16 protein-coding genes and 1 pseudogene are annotated in these 19,065 nt (G+C 68.2%); 13 read left to right on the top strand and 4 right to left on the bottom strand.

Annotated features, from left to right (window positions below; genetic code table 11):
- Positions 1-11: 11 nt before the first annotated feature.
- The 4 genes and pseudogenes from ASD78_RS06340 to ASD78_RS06325 form a co-directional block, all read right to left on the bottom strand.
- Positions 12-2,267, bottom strand: a complete 2,256-nt coding sequence (locus ASD78_RS06340; protein WP_056099899.1) for a DUF5916 domain-containing protein — start codon at positions 2,265-2,267, stop codon at positions 12-14.
- A 354-nt stretch (positions 2,268-2,621) separates the two neighbouring features.
- Positions 2,622-3,842 (bottom strand): patatin-like phospholipase family protein, encoded by a 1,221-nt coding sequence (locus tag ASD78_RS06335; protein WP_056099234.1) that lies wholly within the window; start codon positions 3,840-3,842, stop codon positions 2,622-2,624.
- Between the two features lie 9 nt (positions 3,843-3,851).
- Positions 3,852-4,637, bottom strand: a complete 786-nt coding sequence (locus ASD78_RS06330) for a 3-hydroxybutyrate dehydrogenase (protein ID WP_056099232.1) — start codon at positions 4,635-4,637, stop codon at positions 3,852-3,854.
- Positions 4,638-5,093: 456 nt separating this feature from the next.
- Positions 5,094-5,558: pseudogene (locus ASD78_RS06325) on the bottom strand (SET domain-containing protein-lysine N-methyltransferase); the annotation flags it as partial.
- Between the two features lie 464 nt (positions 5,559-6,022).
- Between ASD78_RS06325 and ASD78_RS06320 the strand changes: the two are divergent.
- The 13 genes from ASD78_RS06320 to ASD78_RS06260 all read left to right on the top strand — a co-directional run bounded on the left by ASD78_RS06320 (position 6,023) and on the right by ASD78_RS06260 (position 19,049).
- The gene (locus ASD78_RS06320; RefSeq protein WP_056099229.1) at positions 6,023-6,493 is read left to right on the top strand and encodes an SUF system Fe-S cluster assembly regulator; all 471 of its coding nucleotides are present in this window, start codon (positions 6,023-6,025) and stop codon (positions 6,491-6,493) included.
- Between the two features lie 15 nt (positions 6,494-6,508).
- On the top strand, positions 6,509-8,011 hold the full coding sequence (gene sufB, locus ASD78_RS06315; RefSeq protein WP_055903165.1) for a Fe-S cluster assembly protein SufB: 1,503 nt from the start codon (positions 6,509-6,511) through the stop codon (positions 8,009-8,011).
- Between the two features lie 219 nt (positions 8,012-8,230).
- Positions 8,231-8,995 (top strand): Fe-S cluster assembly ATPase SufC, encoded by a 765-nt coding sequence (gene sufC / locus ASD78_RS06310; protein ID WP_055903167.1) that lies wholly within the window; start codon positions 8,231-8,233, stop codon positions 8,993-8,995.
- Between the two features lie 88 nt (positions 8,996-9,083).
- Entirely contained in the window at positions 9,084-10,289 is a 1,206-nt protein-coding gene (gene sufD, locus ASD78_RS06305; protein WP_235566465.1) for a Fe-S cluster assembly protein SufD, read from the top strand.
- Positions 10,286-11,518 carry a cysteine desulfurase gene (locus ASD78_RS06300; RefSeq protein ID WP_055903171.1) on the top strand — a complete coding sequence of 411 codons (1,233 nt, stop codon included), beginning with the start codon at positions 10,286-10,288 and terminating at the stop codon, positions 11,516-11,518. The genes sufD and ASD78_RS06300 overlap by 4 nt, the downstream gene beginning before the upstream one ends.
- The gene (locus ASD78_RS06295; protein ID WP_055903172.1) at positions 11,515-12,063 is read left to right on the top strand and encodes a GNAT family N-acetyltransferase; all 549 of its coding nucleotides are present in this window, start codon (positions 11,515-11,517) and stop codon (positions 12,061-12,063) included. Before ASD78_RS06300 ends, ASD78_RS06295 begins: the two co-directional genes overlap by 4 nt.
- Before the next feature lie 77 nt (positions 12,064-12,140).
- Positions 12,141-12,464: a non-heme iron oxygenase ferredoxin subunit gene (locus ASD78_RS06290; protein WP_055903174.1), complete on the top strand. Its 324-nt coding sequence runs from the start codon at positions 12,141-12,143 to the stop codon at positions 12,462-12,464.
- A 358-nt stretch (positions 12,465-12,822) separates the two neighbouring features.
- Positions 12,823-15,144, top strand: coding sequence for a TonB-dependent siderophore receptor (locus ASD78_RS06285; protein WP_056099223.1), 2,322 nt, complete (start codon positions 12,823-12,825; stop codon positions 15,142-15,144).
- A 78-nt stretch (positions 15,145-15,222) separates the two neighbouring features.
- Positions 15,223-15,909: a Fe2+-dependent dioxygenase gene (locus tag ASD78_RS06280; RefSeq protein ID WP_055903179.1), complete on the top strand. Its 687-nt coding sequence runs from the start codon at positions 15,223-15,225 to the stop codon at positions 15,907-15,909.
- Positions 15,906-16,565 carry a PepSY-associated TM helix domain-containing protein gene (locus ASD78_RS06275; protein WP_056099220.1) on the top strand — a complete coding sequence of 220 codons (660 nt, stop codon included), beginning with the start codon at positions 15,906-15,908 and terminating at the stop codon, positions 16,563-16,565. Before ASD78_RS06280 ends, ASD78_RS06275 begins: the two co-directional genes overlap by 4 nt.
- 16 nt (positions 16,566-16,581) lie before the next feature.
- On the top strand, positions 16,582-17,103 hold the full coding sequence (locus ASD78_RS06270) for a DUF2271 domain-containing protein (RefSeq protein WP_055903183.1): 522 nt from the start codon (positions 16,582-16,584) through the stop codon (positions 17,101-17,103).
- A gap of 85 nt (positions 17,104-17,188) precedes the next feature.
- Positions 17,189-17,995, top strand: a complete 807-nt coding sequence (locus ASD78_RS06265) for a DUF4198 domain-containing protein (protein ID WP_056099218.1) — start codon at positions 17,189-17,191, stop codon at positions 17,993-17,995.
- A gap of 13 nt (positions 17,996-18,008) precedes the next feature.
- A complete protein-coding gene (locus tag ASD78_RS06260; RefSeq protein ID WP_235566451.1) occupies positions 18,009-19,049 on the top strand; it encodes an FAD:protein FMN transferase in 1,041 nt (346 codons plus the stop codon).
- Positions 19,050-19,065: the final 16 nt, after the last annotated feature.

The following is a 19,065-nucleotide window of genomic DNA, read 5'->3' as shown; positions in this document are numbered from 1 at the left end:
CGGCCGCCGGCTCAGATCTCGAAGCGATACGACAGCTTGACCAGCAGCTGTTCGCTGTCGCGCAGATCGAACGCGTCGCGGAACTCGCGTCCGGCGCTGCCTTCCTGGTTCAGGCCTTCTTCGAACAGATCGCCGCCGCGCACGTAGGCGATGTACAGGTGCGACAGCGGCGCCAGCTCGTAGCGGTAGCGGATCTGGAAACCGAGGTTGCGCAGATTGAAGTCCGGAATCGACTCGGCGACCTTCAGCGGCCGGCCGTCGGCGGCGACGCGGTAGGCCTGGCGGCTGTGCGCGTCCAGGCCGATCGCCTCCAGCCGCACGCGCAGCTCCTGCTTGTCGTCGATCAGCCACACCGAACCGGCATTGAGCGTGATCATGTCGGAGCGGAAGCTGCCGAGCAGGTTGCCGCCGCGCCACAGCAGCCAGTCCGGGTTGTGCGAGACCTCCATGCCGCTGAAGAAGCTCAGACGGTCGCTGACGTGGTAGCGCGGCTCGAAGTACAGCCGCGACTTGCCCTCGTCCATGCCGCCCAGGCCTTCGGCCGCGTACTGGGCTTCGCCGTAGAACGCCCAGCGCCCGCCGTTCTGGCGCGGGCGGAAACGTTCGTAGTACAGGTACAGCTTGGACGGCACGTCGACCACGCCGTTGCCGCGGGTGATCAGGTCGTCGTGGCCGGAACTCCAGGCCGCGATTTCGGCGAATTCGTTGCCGCCGTCGCGCAGATCGCTGCGGCGGTTGATCGCGAAGGCGTCGGCGATGTGTACGCCCTGATCGTTGTAGCGGCGCGAAACCGCGTAGTGGAAATCCTTGCCGGCGTAGGCCGAGTCGGCCGGCAGATCGGTGACTCGGTGGCCGAGGTCGTAGCGCAGGTAGTTGAAGTTGTTGCGCTCGAGGTAGCCGAAGTCGTTGAGCTGCAGGTCGCGCCCCAGGTGCAGCGCGTACAGTTGCTGGCGCCAGCCTTTGCCCATGTCGTAGTCCATGCGCAGTTGGGCGCCGCTGTCGCGGCTGCTGCGGCCGGCCTGGTCGACGTCGGAACCGACCAGGGCGCTGCGGATCGACCACTGCGAATTCGGGGTCCAGCGGTGGTCGAACTCGTACACCGTCGCCTCGCGGTCCAGGAACGGCCGGTTCACCCGGGTGACCATCGCGCCCAGGCCCTGCGCGGCGAAGTCGCGGGTGGCGCGCACGGCATAGAAGTCGCGGCCGATGTCGTCGGCTTCGGTGGCCGCGAATACGCCGTAGTTGAAACCGGCGGCGCTGCCGTTGACCTTGACCGCGGCGGTGACGTCTCCGGAACCGACGCCATCGTCGTTCCTGCCGCCGACGCGGCGGGTGTAGATCAGGCGGCTGTTGTTGTTGAGCGCGCCGAAGGGCACGTCGAAGAAGCCCTGGTTCTCGGTGAAGAACGGGCGCTTGTCGCTGAAGAAGGTTTCGGTGGCGCTGAAGTTGACCGTAAGTTCGTCGCTCTCGACCTGACCGAAATCCGGGTTGAGCGTGGCACTGAGCTGGAAACGGCCGTTCGGCTTCCAGAACAAGTCGACGCCGCCGTCGAAGTCGCTGCCCCGGCCGACCGCGTCGTAGATGCCGGATACGTAGGGCGTGATCGCGAGCAGCGACTGGCTGTAGGCCGGCACCTGGATGCGCTCGAGCGCGGTCAGGAAGCGGCTTTCGTTGAAGCTCACCGCCGGCCATGAGGCGCGCTCGCCGGTGGCGCCGATCACCCGGTCCAGCGACAGTCCCAGCGTGCGCTTGCCGTCGGCGCTGGCCGCGCGCATCGGCGCTATATGCCAGGGAATCAGCATCTCGACGTACCAGCCCGTCTCGTCCTCGCTGGTGGCGTGGCGCCAGTCGCCGTCCCAGTCGTCGTTGAACTGGTTCTCGTTGCCGATCGTGGTGTCGTTGATGCTGTTGGACAGCAGCACGGTGAAGTTGTAGCCGTTGCGGCCGTCGCCGTCGAAATCGACGTACAGGTTGACCCGGTCGACCGGGCCGCCCTCATCGCGCTGGGCAAACTGGCGCGTGCGCGGAATGCTCTGCGCCTGGGTATTGCGGAAGCCGATCGCCAGGCCCTGCGGCGTGGCCAGCACCAAGGCCTCGGTCGGCTGCGGCGCCGGCGTCCGCGACAGCGGCTGGGTCAGGCGGAAGTCGGTGATGCGTTGCGCGCCGTCCCATTCGGCCGGGTCGATGCGGCCGTCGATTTCGACCGCCTGCGCGAGCGGTGCGACGGCAAGCGCGGCGAGGATGGACAGAGTCAGGGGTGCGCGCATCGCGGGTGCCTCGGTACTGATGGAGATGCCGGCACGAACCGCCGCGCGGACGTTCGGCATCGGTGGGATGCGAACGCCGACCGAAAGGTTGCGTGTGGAGCGGGCCCCGGCGGTCGCGGCACCCGAGCGTGGCGAAGCCTAGACGGCGCGCGCGCAGTTACCGAATGGCAAAAGTCATGGCAACCCTTCGCAGTCGTTGCGCATCCGCTGCAGGCAGGGTTTTTGCCGCGCATTCGCGCGCGCATGGTCGGGAAATCCGCGGCATCGCGTTCAGGGGAATTTCATCCCCGCCCTCATCCGGCGCTGCGCGCGCCCTTCTCCCGCGGGGGGCAGGGAAGATTGCAGGCCAGGGACTCAGGCGGTCGCGTCGTGCGAAACGAAGGCAGCCTCGCCGGTCGGCAGTTCCAGCCATTCCGGATGGGCCAGCGCGCGTGCGATGTCGGCCTGGCCCGACAGCCAGTGCTCGCGCATCGCGACCCGGCCGAACTGGTAGTCCTTGAAGTGCCCGATCCGGGCGCGATCGCGGTAGATCAGGTGGATCACGCTGTAGCGGCGGTCGCAGGCCAACTGCGCCGCGTACTGCGCCCAGGGATTGCTGCGGCGCACGTCCTCGGGGATTTCCTCGAGCAGCTCGCGCAGCAGCCGGCGGTAATGCTGGGCCACGCGCTGGGTCTCGGTGATCAGGCGGGTGCGGCTGGAGTACTGGATCTCCTTCTGGCGCTCGGCGACGTCCAGCAGGGTCTGCGGCAACTCGCCCCGCGCGCTCCACAGGTCGACCTGGAACACCAAGGTGTCGCGGCGTGGCTCGCTGGCCAACACCTGCGACAGCGGCGTGTTCGAGACCAGACCTCCGTCCCAGTAGTACTCGCCGTCGATCTCGACCGCCGGGAACGCCGGCGGCAGCGCGCCGGAGGCGAGGATATGGCGTGCGTCCAGGCGCATCTGGGTGTTGTCGAAGTATTCGAGATTGCCGGTACGCACATTGACCGCACCGACCGAGACCCGGATGCCGCCGTCGTTGAGGCGATCGAAATCGACCATGCGCTCCAGGGTCGCGATCATCGGCGAGGTGTCGTACCAGCTGGAGTCGCCGGGGCCGGGCGCCAGCGACTCCAGGCCGCGCGGTCGGTAGAAGCCGCGCTGGCCCTCGACCAGGGCGCGCCAGGCCTCCCAGGTGTCGAGCCAGGCGCGCAGGTCGTCGCCGAGGCCGGCATAGCGCGCTTCCTGCCCCAGCGTGGTCGCCGGCAGCAGGGTCGGCTGCGAGATCGTGTCCCAGAACTCGCGCAGGGCCTCGACCCGGCGCCCGGGCGCGTTGCCGGCCACGATCGCGGTATTGAAGGCGCCGATCGAGGTGCCGGCCAGCCAGTCCGGTGCGATCCCCGCTTCGTCCAGTCCCTGGTAGACGCCGGCCTGGTAGGCGCCGAGCGCGCCGCCGCCCTGCAAGACCAGGGCGGTGCGCTCGGGCCGGCGCTGCGGCGGCGGCACCGCCGCGGGATCGGGTTTCGCGGGCCTGGGTTTCGCGGCCGCGCGCTTGCGCGGCGCGGAGGAAGCACGCTTGCCGGGAGTCGTCGCCATGCCCCGACCTTACTGCATGTACCAGCCGTGGCTGACCACGATGCTCTGCCCTGTCAGGGCCGCGCTCGGGAACTCGGACAGGAAGCGCACGGTCTTGGCCACGTCTTCGACCGTGGTGAACACGCCGTCGACGGTGTTGCCCAGCATCACCTTGCGGATCACCTCGTCCTCGCTGATGCCCAGTTCCTTGGCCTGCTCCGGAATCTGCTTGTCGACCAGCGGGGTGCGCACGAAGCCCGGGCAGACCACGTGGCTGCGCACGCCGTGCTTGGCGCCTTCCTTGGCCAGCACCCGCGCCAGGCCCAGCAGGCCGTGCTTGGCGGTGACGTAGGCCGACTTCAGCGGCGAGGCCTCGTGCGAATGCACCGAGCCCATGTAGATCACGGTGCCGCCCTTGTTGTCCTTGTACATATGCGGCAACGCCGCCTTGGTGGTCAGGAAGGCGCCGTCGAGGTGGATCGCCAGCATCTTCTTCCAATCGCCGAAGGCGTAGTTCTCGATCGGATTGACGATCTGGATGCCGGCGTTGGACACCAGGATGTCGATGCCGCCGAGCTCGGCCACCACGCGCGCGATGCCGGCGTCGACCGCGGCCTCGTCGGTGACGTCCATGGCCACGCCGATCGCTCGGCCCCCTGCGGCGACGATCTCGTCGGCCACGGCCTGGGCACCGGCCTGGTTGAGATCGGCGATCGCGATCGCGGCGCCGGCGCGGGCCAGTTCGTGGGCGATTTCCTTGCCGATGCCGCTGGCGGCTCCGGTGACGACGGCGACCTGGCCTTGGATCGAACTCATGGCGACTCCTGGGGATGCTATGCGGATGGGGGGACGCGGCCGCGGCGGGCGCGTGGGCGGCCATTGTCGCCGCCGTGCGTTATCGCGGTGTTGCGGCGCGGGACCGCAGTGTCCCGCGGGCACAGCCGCGGCGGCCATCGGCCATTGGTACCAGCCGGCCCTGCGACGGATGCTCCCTGTAGGAGCGGCGTGAGCCGCGATCGCTTCCTGTGGGAGCGGCGTGAGCCGCGAAGGGCTTCCTGTGGGAGCGGCGTGAGCCGCGATCGCGACATCGAGAGGGCGTCGCAGGCGGAGGGCGCGGTCGCGGCTCACGCCGCTCCTACCCCAAAGCCGTCCGATCCCAGCCGCCGCGCCCGTGCTAACGGGCGCGAGGCCTCAATCCTTCTTGGACTTCTTCTTGTCCTTCTTTTTCTTCTTGTCCTTGTCCTTCTTCTTATTCTTCTTGTCTTTCTTGTCCTTCTTCGGCTGCAGCATGGTGCCGGTGCAGTTTTCCGCGCCGCAGCGGCATTCCCAGATCTTCTTCAGACGCTTGGTGTGCTTCTCGGCCAGGGTGATGCCGTAGTTGTAGGACAGCTCCTCGCCCGGCGCGATGGCGCGAATCGCCTCGATGAATACCCGGTCCTTGCGGCGGTCGTCGCCCTCGTCCTCGTCCAGCACGGCTTCGCAGTTCGGCGCGCAGCTGTGGTTGATCCAGCGCGCGCTGTTGCCTTCGAAGTTGGCGTCGATCACGTACTCGTCGTTGAGCGTGAACAGGAAGGTGTGACCGGAGTCGGTGTCGCCGGAATCGCCCGCATCGACCTCTTCGTGGGTACGGCGGCTACCCTTGTATTCGATTACGCGTTCGCCCTTGGCGATCGGATTGACGGCGAAGACGCCGTTACCGTGGATGGCGGAACGGCGGGCGGCGATCTTGCGCGGCATGCGGTAATCCAGAAGAGACGAGCCGGCATTTTGACCGCAAATGCAGGTCCGCGGCCATCGCCCGCATGCACCGGCCGCGACGACTGTTCCGCTTTCGTCGCGACGCTCGGCGCAACTCGCCTGCTCCGCGGGCCTGTGCTGTGCACGGCATCGCCCAAGGCCCGATGCCCGCTCCGTTCGGCCACGCCACGCACGCCATCCTGTGCCGGAGACCCGTCGCTTTCAGACGCCTCGGCTCGGGTCACGCAATAAGTGCCGGCCACGACCGATACCGGCCCCCTCCCGGCCGGGTCGAACGCCCGCCCCGGAGAATCCCTCGCACCCGGCCACCCCAACCCGCCCACCTCGACCGGACCCGTCCCGCAGCCCAGGCTCGCCAACCCCGCCCTACCTGAATGCGGGTGCTGGCCCTGGCCGGCCTTAAACCGTACAATTCCGGTACGGATTAAACCGACCCCACGCCGATGCTCCGCGTCACCAAACTCACCGACTACGCGACGGTCGTCCTGACCGTGCTCGCCGCCCAATTGGAAGGCGTGCCCGATGCCGTGCTCAGCGCCTCGGAACTGGCCGAGCGCGCCGGCCTGGAAACGCCGACCGTGAGCAAACTGCTCAAGCCGCTGGCCCAGGCCGGCCTAGTCGAGGGCTTCCGCGGCGCCAACGGCGGCTATCGCCTGGCGCGCCCGGCCCAGGAGATCGGCCTGATCGAAATCGTCGAGGCCATGGAGGGTCCGCTCGGCATGACCGAGTGCAGCGTCCACGCCGGCAACTGCGGCATCGAGCAGCAGTGCGGCGTGCGCGCCAACTGGCGCCGCATCAACGACGTCGTGGTCGAAGCCCTGCGCAGCGTGACCCTGGCGCAGATGCTGGCGCCTCCCGCGCCGCCGCCCGAACCCGAAACCAGGCGCATCGCACTGCACCTGGCCAACGCATAGACAGTAGGCAGCCCCATGGCCACCGACATCATCGAAAAGACCGCCCCCATCGCCGCGCCCGCCACCGACCTCGCCGACCGCCCGCTCCAGAACGAAGCGATCCACGAGCAGCTCGGCCGCCGCTACGAGGCCGGCTTCGTCACCGACATCGAATCCGACAGCCTGCCGCCCGGGCTCAGCGAAGACATCATCCGTGCGCTTTCGGCCAAGAAGGAAGAGCCGCAGTGGATGCTGGACTGGCGCCTGGCCGCGTACCGGCATTGGCTGACCATGCCGATGCCGCACTGGGCCAAGCTCAACATCGCCCCGATCGACTTCCAGGGCGTGAGCTACTACTCCGCGCCCAAGGCCAAGTACGCCTCGCTGGACGAGGTGCCGCAGGAACTGATCGACACCTACGACAAGCTCGGCGTGCCGCTGCACGAACGCGCCAAGCTCGCCGGCGTCGCGGTCGACGCGGTGTTCGACTCGGTTTCGGTCGGCACCACCTTCCGCAAGGAACTGGCCGAGAAGGGCGTGATCTTCTGCTCGATGTCCGAGGCGATCCGCGAGCACCCCGAATTGGTGCAGAAGTATCTCGGCAGCGTGGTGCCGACCCACGACAATTACTTCGCCGCGCTCAATTCGGCGGTGTTCTCCGACGGCAGCTTCGTGTTCATCCCCAAGGGCGTGCGCTGCCCGATGGAGCTGAGCACCTACTTCCGCATCAACGCCCTCAACACCGGCCAGTTCGAGCGCACCCTGATCGTGGCCGAGGATAAGAGCTACGTCAGCTACCTCGAAGGCTGCACCGCGCCGATGCGCGACGAGAACCAGCTGCACGCGGCGGTGGTCGAGCTGGTCGCGCTGGAAGACGCCGAGATCAAGTATTCGACCGTGCAGAACTGGTACCCCGGCGACGAGAACGGCGTCGGCGGCATCTACAACTTCGTCACCAAGCGCGGCGAATGCCGTGGCGCGCGCAGCAAGATCAGCTGGACCCAGGTCGAAACCGGTTCGGCGATCACCTGGAAGTATCCGTCCTGCGTGCTGATCGGCGACGATTCCAGCGGCGAGTTCTATTCGGTGGCCCTGACCCATCACCGCCAGCAGGCCGACACCGGCACCAAGATGATCCACGTCGGCAAGCGCACCAAGTCCAAGATCGTCAGCAAGGGCATCAGCGCCGGCCGCGGCCAGAACACCTACCGCGGCCTGGTCAAGGTCGAGCGCAGCGCCGAAGGCGCGCGCAACCACACCCAATGCGACAGCCTGCTGATCGGCAAGAAGTGCGGCGCCCACACCTTCCCCTACATCGAAGTCCGCCACCCCAACGCCACCGTCGAGCACGAGGCTACCACCTCCAAGATCAGCGACGACCAGCTGTTCTATTGCCGCAGCCGCGGCATCGGCCAGGAGGACGCGGTGTCGATGATCGTCGACGGCTTCTGCAAGTCGGTGTTCAAGGAACTGCCGATGGAGTTCGCGGTCGAGGCCAAGAAGTTGCTGGAAGTCAGCCTGGAAGGTTCCGTCGGCTGACGATTCTGCTGTGCCTGCTCCCGCGAGCAGGAGTTTGCTTTGCCCTTCTCCCGCGAGCGGCGCCCGAAGGGTGTGCAAGGCTGAGAAGGTGCCCGAAGGGCGGATGAGGGCAAGCGGACCGCCGCGACCCTCACCCCAACCCCTCTCCCGCACGCGGGAGAGGGGCTATAAGCGGCTCCCGGCAACCGGGATGCCGCTCCACCACTGGATACGAAGAAGATGCTCAAGATCGAAAACCTCCACGTCCGAGTCGCCGGCAAGGACATCCTCAAGGGCCTCTCGCTGGAACTGCAGCCGGGCCAGGTGCACGCGGTCATGGGGCCCAACGGCGCCGGCAAGTCGACCCTGGGCAACGTTATCGCCGGGCGCGAAGGCTACGAGGTGGTCGAGGGCTCGGTGACGTTCCAGGGCCGCGACCTGCTCGCGCTGGAGCCGGAAGAACGCGCCGCCGAAGGCGTGTTCCTGGCCTTCCAGTACCCGGTCGAGATCGCCGGCGTCAACAACACCTACTTCCTGCGCGCCGCGCTCAACGCCCAGCGCAAGGCGCGCGGCCAGGCCGAACTGGACTCGATGCAGTTCCTCAAGCTGGTGCGCGAGAAGCTGGCAGTGCTGCACCTGAAGGACGAACTGCTCAACCGCGGCGTCAACGAAGGCTTCAGCGGCGGCGAGAAGAAGCGCAACGAGATCTTCCAGATGGCCGTGCTGGAACCCAAGCTGGCGATCCTCGACGAGACCGACTCCGGTCTCGACATCGACGCGCTGAAGAACGTCGCCGAGGGCGTCAACGCCCTGCGTGCGCCCGACCGCGCGTTCCTGGTGATCACCCACTACCAGCGCCTGCTGGACTACATCAAGCCCGACGTGGTGCACGTGCTCGCCGACGGCCGCATCGTCGAGAGCGGCGGGCCGGAGCTGGCGCTGGAGCTGGAAGCGCACGGCTACGCCTGGCTCAAGGACCGCATCGCGCCGACCGCGGTGGCCTGACATGAGCGCACTGCTCGATTCCTTCTCCGAAGCGCTGAACCCGCTGCTGCAACGCCAGCGCCTGCACGGCCCTGCGCGCGTGCAGGCCATGGAAAGCGCGCTCCAGGCCGGCCTGCCGCATGCGCGCAGCGAAGCCTGGAAGTACACCCCTCTGCGCAATCTGGAGCGTCGCAGCTACGCGCAGCCGCAGGCCGGCGCCTTCGACGACGCGCTGCTTGCGACGATCCCGGCGCCGCGGCTGGTGTTCAACAACGGCCGCTACGACGCCGCGCACTCCGACCTCGACGGCCTCGCCGCCGGTGTGTCGCTGCGCCCGCTGTCGCAGCTGCTGGCCGGCGACGACGCGCGCGCATCCAATTTCCTGGAACGCCGCTTCGAGCGTCCCGAAGAGATCTTCGCCCGGATCAACGCCGCCCTCGCCGACGACGGCGCCGTGCTGCGGGTCGAGGCCGGCGTGCAGGCCGGCACCGTGCACCTGGTCTTCGTCGGCGCGCCTGTCGCGGGCGACATCGCCTGGCACCTGCGCAACCTGATCGAACTGCAGGAAGGCGCGGCCCTGACCCTGATCGAGCATACGCTCGGTGCCGGCAGCCACAGCCATCTCGGCAACAGCCTCAGCCACGTGCATCTGGCGCCGCGCGCGACGCTCTCGCATGCACGCGTGCAGGACGAGGCCGCGAGCGCCGTCGCGATCGCACGCACCGACGCGGTGCTGTCGCGCGAATCGGTCTACCGCCGCCTCGACCTGGAACTGGGTGCCGCGCTGTCGCGGCACGAGCTCAACGTCGCCCTGCACGGCGAGGCCGCGCAGTTGCACGCCAACGGCGTGCTGCTGGCGACCGGCAAGCGCCACCTCGACACCCGCCTGGGTATCGACCACGTCGGCCGCGACAGCCGCTGCGACCTGGTCTGGCGCGGCATGGGCGCAGGCCGTTCGCGCGCTGCGTTCCACGGCGGCATCCTGATCCGCGAAGGCGCCGACGGCACCGCCGCGATGCTGTCGAACAAGAACCTGCTGTTGTCCGAAGGCGCGGAGATCGACACCCAACCGGTGCTGGAGATCCACGCCGACGAAGTCCAGGCCGCGCACGGCGCCACCGTCGGCCAACTCGACGGCAACGCCCTGTTCTATCTGCGCTCGCGCGGCCTGCCCGCCGAGCAAGCGCGGGCGCTGCTGACCGCCGCGTTCTGCCGCGAAACCCTGTCCGTGTTCGAAGACCCGCAATTGCGCGCGACCCTGGAAGCGCGCCTCGACGCCGCACTGACGGCGCTGGAAGAGGTCGCAAGCGCATGAACGCCCCAGCCGCCGCAATCGACTGGGCCGCGGTCCGCGCCGACTTCCCGCTGCTGAGCCGCGAAGTCCACGGCAAGCCGCTGGTGTATCTGGATTCGGCCAATACCGGACAGAAGCCCGAGGCCGTGATCGCCGCGGTCGACGACTTCTACCGCCACCACAACGCCAACGTCAGCCGCGCGGTGCACGCGCTAGGCACCGAAGCCACCGAGGCCTACGAGGGTGCGCGCGGCAAGCTCGCCAGGTTCCTCAACGTGCGCGCCGACGAGCTGGTGCTGTGCAGCGGCACCACCTTCGCCCTGAACCTGGTCGCCTATTCCTGGGCGCTGCCGCGGCTGCGGCCGGGCGACGCGATCGTGCTCACCCGCATGGAGCACCATGCCAACATCGTGCCCTGGCAGTTGGTCGCCCAGCGCACCGGCGCCATCATCAAGGTCGCCGAGATCGACGAGCTCGGCCGGCTGGACCTGGCGCAGCTGTATTCATTGCTGACCCCGGAAGTGAAGCTGCTCGCCCTGACCCACGTCTCCAACGTGCTGGGCACGGTCAATCCGGTGCGCGAGATCTGCCGCGAAGCGCGCAAGCGCGGCATCGTCAGCGTGGTCGACGGCTCGCAGGCCGCGCCGCACCGTGCACTCGACATCGCCGCGATCGGCTGCGATTTCTACGCCATCACCGGCCACAAGATGAGCGGCCCGACCGGCACCGGCGCGCTATGGGCGCGCCGCGAGCACCTGGCCGAGATGCCGCCCTTCCTCGGCGGCGGCGAGATGATCAAGGAAGTGCGCTTCGAAGGCACCGTGTTCAACGACGCCCCGCACAAGTTCGAAGCCGGAACGCCCAACATCGCCGGTTTCATCGGCCTCGGCGCGGCGGTCGACTATCTGTCGGCGCTGGGCATGCACCACGTCGAAGCGCGCGAGCAGGCCCTGCTCGACCACGCCACCCGCGCGTTGTCCCAAGTGCCCGGCCTGCGCATCTTCGGCCAGGCTCCGGACAAGGCCGCGGTGATCAGCTTTCTGGTCGAGGGCGCGCACGCGCACGATCTGGCGACCCTGCTCGACCTGGAAGGCGTCGCGATCCGCTCCGGCCATCACTGCGCGCATCCGCTGATGCATCATTTCGGCGTGCCCGCGACCTGCCGCGCCTCGCTGGCGTACTACAACACCTTCGACGAGGTCGACGCCTTCGTCGCCGCCTTGAATAAAGTCCGCAAACTGCTCGCATGAACGACACGACCCTAAGTTTCCGTCCCGCCACCCACGCCGACACCGACGCCCTGGTCGCGCTGGTCGAGTCCGCCTACCGCGGCGACAGCAGCCGCGCCGGCTGGACCACCGAAGCCGACTACCTCGACGGCCGCCGCACCGGCGCCGACGATATCGCCGAGTGCATCGATCGCCCGCAGAGCGTGCTGCTGATCGCCGAGCGCCCGGGAGCCGACGGCGCTGCGCCGGAACTGCTGGCCTGCGCGCATGTCGCGATCGAGGACGGCGCCGGCTACTTCGGCATGTTCTCGGTGCGCCCGAACCTGCAGGGCGGCGGCATCGGCAAGATCGTCATCAACGAGGCCGAACGCATCGCGCGCGAGGACTGGAAGCTGCCGGCGATGCGCATGACCGTGATCGACATCCGCAGCGAACTGATCGCCTACTACGAACGCCGCGGCTACCGCCGCACCGGCCAGATCAAGCCGTTCCCGTACGGCGATACGCGCTTCGGCCTGCCCAAGCGCGACGATCTGCGTTTCGAGGTTCTGGAAAAAACGTTCTAAGCGTCGGGAGCCGGGATTCGCCGAGCGAGTCCGCCGCCGATCCCGCATCCCCAACCCCGGATTTTCGAGAGCACGCCATGGGCGACTGGGTTTTCGTTTGCGCCACCTCGCAGCTGCTGCCGGGCGAGTCCACCGTGGCCTGGGACGGCGACACGCCGATCCTGGTCTGCAACTACGACGGCGACTACTACGCGCTGGAGGACAAGTGCTCGCATGAGGACTTCGAACTCTCGGCCGGCAACTACGACGGCGAGGAAGCCACGGTCGAGTGCGTGCTGCACGGAGCCAAGTTCGACATCCGCGACGGTCGCCCGCTGTGCGCGCCGGCCTATAGCCCGGTGACCAAGTTCCCGGTCAAGGTCGAGAACGACGGGATCTGGACCCGCGACGACCGCGCCTGATGCGTTCCCCGGGCCCCGGCACCGTCTCCCGATCGGCGGCTGCCCGCTCGCGTCCTGGCCTCACTTAGTCCACGCGCGAGGCGCGCGACAGCGCGCAATCCGGCCGGCCGTGCGTCCGCGCAAGGTCGGGTTTTAGCCACGGCCGCTCGCCGAATGGCTTCGTCGCGATAGCTCTCCGACAGTCGGCAGAGCACCTCCCCAATGCGTCCTTGGGTCGGACCGCCGCTCCTGGAGCTATTCCGCTCCGCTCGCTGCGATTCGCCCGTTCACTTTCCGTTGCAAATGCGAATCGATCTCATTAATATTCCCGGTTGACGCGGCCCAGGCCGCCGCACCCCTCGGTTCACGGAAATCCCCCATGTCGACCACGAAGTTCGTCGTGTCGCCGCTCGCCGGCGCACTTGCTCTCGCTCTCAGCCTTCCCGCCGCCGCCGCACCGGCGCCCGACCCCCAGGCCAAGGACCTCGACGGCGTCGAAGTCCGTGGCGTGAAGGTCCAGAAGGCCAGCTCGGGCAAGTACACCGCGCCGCTGCGCGACACGCCGCAGACGATCACCGTGATCGACCGCAGCACCATCGACGGCCAGAATCTGCTGTCGTTGCAGGACATCATGGCCACCCTGCCGGGCATCACCTTCGGCGCCGGCGAAGGCGGCGGCGGTTTCGGCGACAAGATCAACCTGCGCGGCTTCGACGCCAGCAACGACATCACCGTCGACGGCGTGCGCGACAGCGGTCTGTACAGCCGCACCGATCCCTTCAACCTGGAGTCGGTCGAGGTCATCAACGGCGCCAACTCGGTGTATTCGGGCGCGGGCTCGGTCGCCGGCACCATCAACCTGGTCAGCAAGACGGCCGGCGCGACCGAGTTCAAACACGCCAGCATCGCCGCCGGCACCGACAGCTACGCTCGCGTCACCGCCGACAGCAACTTCCTGATCGGCGACAGCAGCGCGTTCCGCATCAACGTGATGGCGCACCAGAACGACATCCCGGGCCGCGACGTCGAGCGCAACGAGCGCTGGGGCATCGCGCCCTCGCTGAGCTTCGGCCTGGGCAGCAACACCACCTGGACCCTGAACTACGTCCACCAGGAAGACGACAACATCCCCGAGTACGGCGTGCCCTTCTTCAACGGCGGTCCGCTGCCGGGCATCGATCCGTCGACCTACTACGGCTACAAGAACATCGACAAGCAGGAAATCGAGTACGACTCGCTGACCTCGATCCTGGAGCACAACTTCAGCGACACCATGAAGGTGCGCAACCTGACGCGCTGGCAGCAGGTCGACCAGTTCTCGCTGGTGGACGCGGTCCAGGGCACCTGGTGCATGCCCAACAGCCTCACCCCGCTCGGCGTCGCCTGCCCGGCCGGCGTGGGTCCGGGCCGTTACCTGCCCAGCGGTCCGCGCGGTTTCGGCCGCGACACCCGCAACACCACGCTCTACACCCAGACCGACCTGACCACCGAGTTCAACACCGGCGCGGTGCAGCACACTTTGGTCGCGGGTTTCTCGGTGATGCACGAGAGCTTCGACCTCGATACCACCAGCGATTTCCGCAACGCCGACGGCACCAACCCGTACATCGCCGGCCTGCCGACGATGGACATGTTCAATCCGGACAACGTCTACCGCGGCCCGATCAACCGCACCCTGACCGGCCGCACCGAAGGCGAACTGGACAACCAGGCCCTCTACGTTTTCGACACCATCAAGTTCAGCGAGCAGTGGCTGCTGAGCCTGGGCGCGCGCTACGAGCACAACGAAGGCAAGACCAACACCGCCACCGTCGTGCTGGCGCCGACCACCGTGGGCGCGCCGCTGCCGGCGCAGCCGATCGGCACCGTCACCGGCTACGGCGTACCGGCCAAGAACACCGACGACCTGTTCTCCTACCGCGCCGGCCTGGTCTACAAGCCGGTCGAGAACGTGAGCGTGTACGCCGCCTACGGCAACTCGAAGACGCCGTCCAAGGCTTCGGTCAACGGTTCGTGCACGCTCATCAGCACTACCGGCACCGCCAACTGCACGGTCGATCCGGAAACCGCGGTCAACTACGAAATCGGCACCAAGTGGGATCTGTTCGACGGCCGCCTGGCGCTGACCGGTTCGCTGTTCCGCAACGACCGTAAGAACTACAAGGTCTCCGATCCGGGCAACCCGAGCAATCCGACCGGCACGCAGCAGCTCGACGGCCGCGCGCGCGTCGACGGCGCGATGCTCGGCGTGTCCGGCCTGATCACCGATCGTTGGGCGGTCTACGCCAACTACGCCTACCTGGACAGCGAAGTGCTGCAGGGCGTGTCCGACCGCCAGGCCGGCCTGGGTCTGGACTACGCCAAGGGCGACCGCCTCCTGAACGTGCCGGAGCATTCCTTCAGCCTGTGGACCACCTACGACCTGTCGCCGAAGTGGCAGATCGGCTACGGCGCGACCTACCAGGGCAAGATCTGGCTGACCCAGCACAGCGCGACCAACCCCAACGGCGCCCTGGTCACGGCCGACAGCTACTGGACCCACCGCGCGATGGTCAACTACAAGATCAACCGCAATGCCGCCCTGCAGCTCAACGTCAGCAACCTGGCCGACGAGGAGTACTACACCCGCATCCGCAACAACGGCTGGGCGACGCCGGGCGAAACGCGCCAGGTGGTATTGAGCGCCAACTTCACGTTCTAATCCCGGACGTCATACTCTCGGACCCACCGTCCGCGCGCGCCGCCCGGGACCTCCCGGGCGGCCGCATTGAGGAAAATCATGCTGCTGCACGTGCCCAAAGTCCTCAGCGTCGAACAGGTCGCGCATTGCCGCGAGCGGCTGGCGCAGGCCGGTTGGGCCGACGGCCGGATCACCGCCGGCTACCAGTCGGCCAAGGCCAAGGACAACGCGCAACTGCCCGAGAACGATCCGGTCGCGCGCGAGCTCGGGGCGATCATCCTCGATGCTCTGGCCAAGAACCCGACCTTCTTCTCCGCGGCCTTGCCCCAGCGCGTGTTCCCGCCGCTGTTCAACCGCTATGAAGGCGGCCAGGCGTTCGGCTTCCACGTCGACAACGCGATCCGCTACGACCGCAGCCGCGGCGGCATGGACACGGTGCGCACCGATCTGTCGGCGACCTTGTTCCTGAGCGCGCCGGAGGACTACGACGGCGGCGAGCTGGTCATCGAGGACACCTACGGCAGCCACAGCATCAAGCTGCCCGCCGGCGATCTGGTGCTGTACCCCGGCACCAGCCTGCACAAGGTCACTCCGGTCACCCGCGGCGCGCGCCTGGCTTCGTTCTTCTGGATCCAGAGCCTGCTGCGCGAGGACGCGCAACGCCGGCTGATGTTCGAACTCGACGTGTCGATCCGGCGCCTGACCGCGGATGTGCCCGAGCACCCCGCGCTGGTGCAGCTGACCGGCGTCTACCACAACCTGCTGCGGCGCTGGAGCGAGCCTTGAACGCCAGCGACGCCGCACGCGCGCGCGAACCCGCGAACCAGGCCGGCGATCCGAACCGGCGCGCGTACTGGCTCAAGACCCTGCACCGCTGGCATTGGATCAGCGCCGCGCTGAGCCTGTTCGCGCTGCTGGTGTTCGCCGCGACCGGCATCACCCTCAACCATGCCGCGCAGATCGAAGCCGAGCCGCAGGTGGTCACGGTCAAGGACACCCTGCCCGCGAGCGCCCTGCGCAGCCTGCAGGGCGAGCGTGCGACGGATGCGCCGCTGCCGGCCGGCGCGCGCGACTGGCTCACGGCGCAGTTGGGCGTGAACACCGAAGGCCGCAGCGTGGAATGGTCGGACGGCGAGGTCTACGTCTCGCTGCCGCGCCCCGGCGGCGACGCCTGGCTCAGCATCGACCGCGAGAGCGGCGCCATCGAATACGAAGTCACCCGTCGCGGCTGGATCGCCTGGTTGAACGACCTGCACAAGGGCCGCAACACCGGCGCGGTCTGGCGCTGGTTCATCGACCTGTTCGCGGTCGCCTGCCTGCTGTTCGCGCTGACCGGTCTGTGGCTGCTGCAGTTGCACGCGCGCCAGCGCGGCAAGACCTGGCCGCTGGTCGCGGCCGGCCTGGCGCTGCCGGCGCTGCTGATCGTCCTTTTCATGCATTGACCCTTTGGAGCCTGCGATGAAGTTGTTGCCCCGTACCGCACTGATCGTCGCCCTGGCGATGCCGGTGGCGGCGATCGCCGCCGACCTCGAGCTCAGCATCGAGATCCCGCGCCTGAAAGTCGCCGAGTACCACCGCCCCTACGTCGCGGCCTGGATCGAGCGCCCCGACAACAGCGTCGCCGCCGACCTCGCGGTCTGGTACGACGTCGACATGAAGAACGGCGAAGGCAGCAAGTGGCTGAAGGACATCCGCCAGTGGTGGCGACGCAGCGGCCGCAGCCTGAAGATGCCGGTCGACGGCGTCAGCGGCGCGACTCGCGCGGTCGGCCAGCACAGCCTGAACTTCAAGGGCGGCAGCAAGCCGCTGGCCGGGCTGGCGCCGGGTCAGTACACCCTGGTGGTCGAAGCCGCGCGCGAAGTCGGCGGCCGCGAACTGCTCAGCATCCCGTTCCAGTGGCCGGCCAAGGGCGGCGCGCAGACCTTGTCGGCGCAAGGCAAGACCGAGCTGGGCGCGGTGCGCCTGGCGGTGAAACCCTGATCCGCAGCGAGGCAGCGCGCGCCCGCGCCGCTACCTCGCGCCTGTTTCGCTTACGACGAACCATCACCATTTCAGGAGCTGCGCCATGAAGATCAAACTCGCCGCCGTCGCGCTCGCCGCGCTCGGCTTCGCCACCTCCGCGCAGGCGCACAAGGCCTGGCTGCAGCCGTCGCAGACCGTGTTCTCCGACAAGGGCGCCTGGCTCACGGTCGATGCGGCCGTATCCAACGACCTGTTCTACTTCAACCACGTGGCGCTGCCGCTGGAACGCCTGCGCATCACCGCGCCGGACGGCAGCGCGGTGCAGCCGCAGAACGCGTCCACCGGCAAGCTGCGCAGCGTGTTCGACGTCGAGCTGGCGCAGGAAGGCACCTACAAGATCGCGATGGTCAACGAAGGCATGTTCGCCAGCTACAAGCTCGACGGCGAAGCCAAGCGTTGGCGCGGCAAGGCCGAGGATTTCAAGACCGGCATCCCGGCCGGCGCCACCGAAATCAGCGCGTCGGAAAGCCTGGGCCGGGTCGAGACCTTCGCCACCGTCGGCTCGCCGACCACCACCGCGTTCAAGACCAGCGGCAAGGGCATCGAGCTGGTCCCGGTCACTCACCCGAACGATCTGTTCGCGGGCGAGAAGGCGACGTTCCAGTTGCTGGTCGACGGCAAGCCGGCCGCGGGCCTGAAGATCGAAGTGGTGCCGGGCGCGACCCGCTACCGCGATCAGCAGAACGACATGCAGCTGACCACCGGCGCCGACGGCAAGTTCGAACTGACCTGGCCGCAGGCCGGCATGTACTGGCTGGAAACCGCCAGCGAAGACGCCAAGACCACGCTGCCGGACGCCAAGCAGCGTCGCCTGAGCTACGTCGCCGTGTTCGAAGTGCTGGCGCAGTAAGCCGCGACACGCCGTGCGACCGCCCACCATCCGCATGACATGGAGCGGCACGAGCTGGGGCGTCGCGCCCCAGCCCGCCGCAGCCCGGGCGGCCACGGCCACGACCGGGGTGCATGCGCTGGCCGGGCGCAGCATGGGCACGCAATGGTCGGTGAAGCTGGTCGCCGACGCGGCCGCGCTGCCGGAACTGGAGCACGGCATCCAGGCCCGCCTGGACGGAGTCGTCGCCCAGATGAGCACCTGGGAAGCCGACTCCGAGATCAGCCGCTACAACCGCGCCGAGGCCGGCACGGTGCAGGCGCTTCCCGACGGCTTCTACGCGGTATTGGACGCGGCGCTGAAACTCGCCGCCGACAGTGGCGGCGCCTACGACCCCACGATCGGGCCGCTGGTCAATCTGTGGGGCTTCGGCCCCGACGGCGCGCGCGCTGCGGCGCCGTCGGACGCAGCCATCGCGCAGGCGCAGTCGCGCGTGGGCTGGCAACGGGTGGGCTTCGATCCGCTCGCGCGCACCGCGACCCAGAGCGGCGGCCTCTATCTGGATTTTTCCTCGATCGCCAAGGGTTACGGCGTGGACCGCGTGGCCGAGTGGCTGGGCGAACGCGGTGTCGCTGCGTTCCTGGTCGAAGTCGGCGGCGAACTTTACGGACGCGGCCGCAAACCCGACGGCAGCGCCTGGCGGATCGCGGTCGAACGCCCCGCGGGCGACGCGCGCGACGACGACGGCGCCGCGGCGCTGACGCTGGACGGTTATGCGATCGCGACCTCAGGCGACTACCGGCGTTACTTCGATCATGACGGCCGGCGCTATTCGCACACCGTCGATCCGCGCAGCGGTCGCCCGGTGACGCACGCGCTGGCCTCGGTCAGCGTCTTGCACCCGCAATGCATGCAGGCCGACGGGCTGGCCACGGTGCTGGCGGTGCTCGGGCCGCAGGCCGGCATGGCCTACGCCAACCGCCGCCAGCTCGCGGCGATGTTCGTGCTGCACGACGGCGACGGCTTCCTGACCCGGAAGACGCCGGCCTTCATCGCGCGCCAGCGCGCGGCCTGAGCACGCGAGCACCGTC

The sequence above is a fragment of the Lysobacter sp. Root667 genome, from assembly GCF_001427715.1.
Lineage (GTDB): Bacteria > Pseudomonadota > Gammaproteobacteria > Xanthomonadales > Xanthomonadaceae > Lysobacter.
The sequence above is the reverse complement of the archived record's forward strand: the minus strand, read 5'-3'. Positions and strand labels throughout refer to the sequence as shown.

Excerpts from the sequence above, each read along its gene's own strand:
- ASD78_RS06285 (WP_056099223.1), top strand. The coding sequence starts at position 12,823 with ATGTCGACCACGAAGTTCGTCGTGTCGCCGCTCGCCGGCGCACTTGCT.
- ASD78_RS06265 (WP_056099218.1), top strand. The coding sequence starts at position 17,189 with ATGAAGATCAAACTCGCCGCCGTCGCGCTCGCCGCGCTCGGCTTCGCC.
- sufC (WP_055903167.1), top strand. The coding sequence starts at position 8,231 with ATGCTCAAGATCGAAAACCTCCACGTCCGAGTCGCCGGCAAGGACATC.
- sufB (WP_055903165.1), top strand. The coding sequence starts at position 6,509 with ATGGCCACCGACATCATCGAAAAGACCGCCCCCATCGCCGCGCCCGCC.
- ASD78_RS06330 (WP_056099232.1), bottom strand. The coding sequence starts at position 4,637 with ATGAGTTCGATCCAAGGCCAGGTCGCCGTCGTCACCGGAGCCGCCAGC.
- ASD78_RS06340 (WP_056099899.1), bottom strand. The coding sequence starts at position 2,267 with ATGCGCGCACCCCTGACTCTGTCCATCCTCGCCGCGCTTGCCGTCGCA.
- ASD78_RS06335 (WP_056099234.1), bottom strand. The coding sequence starts at position 3,842 with ATGGCGACGACTCCCGGCAAGCGTGCTTCCTCCGCGCCGCGCAAGCGC.
- ASD78_RS06295 (WP_055903172.1), top strand. The coding sequence starts at position 11,515 with ATGAACGACACGACCCTAAGTTTCCGTCCCGCCACCCACGCCGACACC.
- ASD78_RS06300 (WP_055903171.1), top strand. The coding sequence starts at position 10,286 with ATGAACGCCCCAGCCGCCGCAATCGACTGGGCCGCGGTCCGCGCCGAC.
- ASD78_RS06280 (WP_055903179.1), top strand. The coding sequence starts at position 15,223 with ATGCTGCTGCACGTGCCCAAAGTCCTCAGCGTCGAACAGGTCGCGCAT.
- sufD (WP_235566465.1), top strand. The coding sequence starts at position 9,084 with ATGGAAAGCGCGCTCCAGGCCGGCCTGCCGCATGCGCGCAGCGAAGCC.
- ASD78_RS06290 (WP_055903174.1), top strand. The coding sequence starts at position 12,141 with ATGGGCGACTGGGTTTTCGTTTGCGCCACCTCGCAGCTGCTGCCGGGC.
- ASD78_RS06320 (WP_056099229.1), top strand. The coding sequence starts at position 6,023 with ATGCTCCGCGTCACCAAACTCACCGACTACGCGACGGTCGTCCTGACC.
- ASD78_RS06270 (WP_055903183.1), top strand. The coding sequence starts at position 16,582 with ATGAAGTTGTTGCCCCGTACCGCACTGATCGTCGCCCTGGCGATGCCG.